The sequence below is a fragment of the Desulfonatronospira sp. genome (assembly GCA_003563255.1).
In the GTDB taxonomy this organism is placed as follows: Bacteria; Desulfobacterota; Desulfovibrionia; order Desulfovibrionales; family Desulfonatronovibrionaceae; genus Desulfonatronospira.
The window spans coordinates 1-3,842 of sequence record PWSL01000242.1 but is presented as its reverse complement, the minus strand read 5'-3'; the positions used below and the strand labels follow the sequence as shown (position 1 = coordinate 3,842).

Genomic DNA, 3,842 nt, shown 5'->3' with positions numbered 1-3,842 from the left:
TAAGAAGCGGCTGGAGCCGCAAGAACTAAGCGTTCCCAGGCTGGAGCCTGGGAACGAGAGGTAACCAGGAACCGATTTTAACGACCAACATGTTTGTTTGAAATTTGTGCTAAGCGCCTAAAGCGGGCTACGCCCGCAACTCAAGATAAAGGAGTGCTCTTATCCAATCTTTTTACTCCTCATGCCTGTGGTGACAACCCAGGCTCTGCTTGTTGCGCAGTGCCGCCGTGGTAATGAGATAGGCAGAGTAACAGCCATGAAAAAGCTCCACCAGGGACTGGGATATGGGTGTCTCCCTGTAAAAGTCGTGCAGTCTCTTGTTCAGATTGCGCATGTCCTCAAAGCCCCGCTGCAGCCTGGGCCTGGTTCTGTTTATTCCCACGTAATTCCACATGGTATTCTTGATGGTGGCCCAGTCCTGGGCTATGAGCACCGGATCCTCATTTTGCTTGTTTCCCAGAAACTTCCAGTCCGGCACAGAGGCTTTAGTCCTCTGGCTTAATTTGGACCTTGAGGCATGCCTGGAAGTTATGGTTTCGGCGATGGTCTGCCCCCAGAGCAGGGCTTCCAGAAGTGAGGTGCTGGCCAGGCGATTGGCACCGTGCAGACCGGTACAGGCGCATTCCCCGGCGGCGAAAAGACGTTCTATGGTTGTTTTTCCTGTAGTGTCCACCAGGATTCCACCGCAGAAGTAATGGGCTGCCGGTACCACTGGGATCAGCTGATCGCGTATGTCTATGCCCAGTTCCAGGCATTTTTTGAAAATGGTGGGAAATCTTTTATCCGGGTTCTGGATATGGGTGGCGGCGTCCAGAAAAACCATATCCTCATGGGTGACAAGCATTTCATCCACTATGGCCCTGGTGACGACATCCCTGGGGGCCAGGTCTTTTCTGGAGTCATACTTGTGCATGAAGGGTTCCCCGCGGGAGTTGACCAGGACCGCTCCCTCGCCGCGCAGTGCTTCGGTTATAAGGAACTTGCGCGGACCACGGTGAAACAGGGCTGTGGGATGAAACTGGATGAACTCCAGATTCATCATTCTGGCCCCGGCCCTGTGGCCCATGGAAACTGCGGAGCCCAGGGAGAGCCTGCAGTTGGTGGTATTGAGATAAATCTGGCCCATGCCCCCGGAGGCCAGGACGGTGTAGTCCGCCAAAACCTTGAGAACATTGCCGGTGGCCTGCTCCAGGACATAAGCACCCAGGCAGCGGTTGTTCAGGTGGTATCTGATTTCCCGGCGGGTGCAGTGGTGATGGGTGGTGAGCAGGTCAACGGCGGTATGCCCGGTAAGCACCCGTATGTTGGGTTCCTTTTTAACAGCCTCATGGTAGGCAGCCATTATGGCCCGGCCGGTGTAGTCAGCGCAGTGCAGGACCCTGGCCAGGCTGTGACCACCCTCCCGGGTAAGATGAAAAGAACCGTCCAGGCTGTCAAAGGGCACCTGAAGGTCCTCGATGAGGATTTTTTGAACCACTTCCGGGCCTCTCAGACAGAGGTATCGGACCGCCTGGAGATGGTTATGATTCCACCCCGCAGTGAGGATGTCTTTTTCCAGCATATCCGGAGTATCATCAGGGGCCTTGTAGACTATTCCTCCCTGAGCCAGTGCAGAGTTGCATTCATCCATGGACGAACCGGAGCATACCAGCAGGACTTCGCGTCCTTCGCGTGCCAGGTGAAGGGCTGCGGTACATCCGGCTATACCGGAACCGATAATCAGAACCTGTGTCTCCAGAGAAGTATCTGACATATCCAGTCCTTTTTTATCTGTTCAACGTAACCATTCAGGGGGATGCCTAGAAATAAATCTCAAGCATCCATGCTCATGCTGAAATCGGCTGCCACAGCCGAATGGGTCAGGGCGCCGACGGAAATGTACGTGGGACCCAGAAGGGCCAGTTCCCGGATATTGTGCAGGCTGACGCCTCCGCTGATCTCGCTCTCCAGTCCTGCTTCTGATATGTCTTTCAGGGCTGCTCGTATTTCATGGATGCCCATGTTGTCCAGCATAATGCGGTCCACACCGGTATTGACCGCTTCCCTGACATCATCCAGGGTGCGGCATTCCACTTCAATGGGGGGGCAGGATGAGTAGTAGGTATCCTTCAGCAATGTTACGGCCCCTGATATGCCCCCGGCCTGGTCGATGTGATTATCTTTCAGCATGAGCATTTCCTCAAGGTCCAGCCGGTGATTCAATCCCCCGCCCAGGCGCACGGCGTACTTTTCCAGATAGCGAAGCCCGGGGGTGGTTTTCCTGGTGTCCAGAAGAAAGACTCCGGTACCTTGAATTTCCTGAAAATAAGCCCTGGTAAGATTGGCAATACCTGAGAGCCTGGCCATGAAGTTCAGGATGATCCTTTCGGCCTGCAGAATTTTGCGGCAATGCCCACTGACATGGGCCACCAGAGTTTGAGATGCCACAAGCGAGCCTTCCTGGACCATTAAGGTTACTTCTCCCTTTCCGGGAATTCGATCCAGGATCATATTGATCAGGGGCAGTCCCACCACCAATGTCTCCTGCCTGGCCAAAATAGATGCAGTGCACGTGTCCTCCGGTCCAAAAACGGCCCGGGAAGTGAGATCCTGACCGTCTTCCTTCAAGGCCAGCCCAATGAGTTTATTCAAATGCTCTCTGGCCCCGGAGTGAAAAAAAATCTTGAAATCGATGGGTGCTTTCATAATGTGCCGTCTTCTGGTTTGGTTTTTCGAAACAATGCTCATACTTAACAGAGCAACCTGGTAGGTGCGGGACAGTCCCCAATCGGGTTTTATTCATCCAGATGGAAGGTTGTATTATTATATTTATGGGGCAGAAATGTAAAGCTTGTAAAAAAAGGCACACAAGGTTAAAAGACTCTGAGTCGATATTGAGATTTCCTTCTCTTTGTGTCCGGTTCATTTTGTATGCATGCAGGGAGTTAATATACTATGTCACTGAGGGATTGCAGCCTGGGAAGGCTTTATTATCGCGGCCTGGAAAAAGCGGTTTTGCCCTGGATAAAAAACAGAGGTATCACCCCCAACCGGGTTACCTTTGCCGGTCTGATATTTGCCGTTATGGTTCCCCTGGGCTTTTCAGCACATGCTTTCTGGGGTTTATTGCTGATAATGCTGGCCGGTATTGCAGACACCGCAGATGGCCTGCTGGCCCGGGATACAGGACTCAAATCCGATTTTGGAGCTTTTCTGGATTCCACCCTGGACCGCATCAGCGATACTTTTTTTCTGATGGGCTTCTGGGTTCTTTTCTGGCTGGATGGTCGCTGGGTACTGGAAGCCACCATATTATTTTTCCTGGTCATTATAAGCATATATCTCATAAGCTATGTCAAGGCCCGGGCCGAGGCTGCAGGACTTGACGGGGACACAGGTATTATGACCAGGCCGGTCAGAGTGGTTTACCTGCTGGTCTGGGCCTTCCTGCTCATGGTTTTTCCGGGGACGGCAGAGGCTCTGCTCTGGATCGGGCTGAGCGTATTCCTGATCGCCTGCACCTTTACCGCCGGTCAGAGAATAGTGTACATTCGCGATCAGTTCAGCTTCAGAATTTAGCGTCAGCAGGATTATAGCCTTAAGTAGCCGGAAAAAGGCTCAAAGCCAAAATGAACGTATGTTTGGGCCAAGGCATAGGAAATTATTGTCTCTCGCCCGCTTCGAAGACTTGCTAGAGGCACCGAGCCTGGGAGAAGAGAGAAGTCTTTTTTTCATTGCCCTGAGCCGGGGCAATGAAAAAGGTTCTCCGCCCCAGGCGGGGAGTTTGTTATTCATAGCCACCGGCTCTGTGGATATGAATACTGATACCTCTTCCTCCTGCTCTTCTCTCTGTGGGCTCTGCC

4 protein-coding genes are annotated in these 3,842 nt (G+C 52.6%); 1 reads left to right on the top strand and 3 read right to left on the bottom strand.

Features of this window, described 5'->3' with window-relative positions:
- Positions 1-172: 172 nt before the first annotated feature.
- On the bottom strand, positions 173-1,753 hold the full coding sequence (nadB, locus tag QZP87_RS07040; protein WP_291322212.1) for an L-aspartate oxidase: 1,581 nt from the start codon (positions 1,751-1,753) through the stop codon (positions 173-175).
- A 59-nt stretch (positions 1,754-1,812) separates the two neighbouring features.
- Positions 1,813-2,685 (bottom strand): carboxylating nicotinate-nucleotide diphosphorylase, encoded by an 873-nt coding sequence (gene nadC, locus QZP87_RS07035; protein WP_291322211.1) that lies wholly within the window; start codon positions 2,683-2,685, stop codon positions 1,813-1,815.
- Between the two features lie 249 nt (positions 2,686-2,934).
- Between nadC and QZP87_RS07030 the strand changes: the two genes are divergently transcribed.
- Positions 2,935-3,558 (top strand): CDP-alcohol phosphatidyltransferase family protein, encoded by a 624-nt coding sequence (locus QZP87_RS07030; protein ID WP_291322210.1) that lies wholly within the window; start codon positions 2,935-2,937, stop codon positions 3,556-3,558.
- Positions 3,559-3,597: 39 nt separating this feature from the next.
- Here the strand turns inward: QZP87_RS07030 and QZP87_RS07025 are convergent.
- The coding region (locus QZP87_RS07025; protein WP_291322209.1) for a hypothetical protein at positions 3,598-3,842 on the bottom strand (245 nt) is incomplete at its 5' end.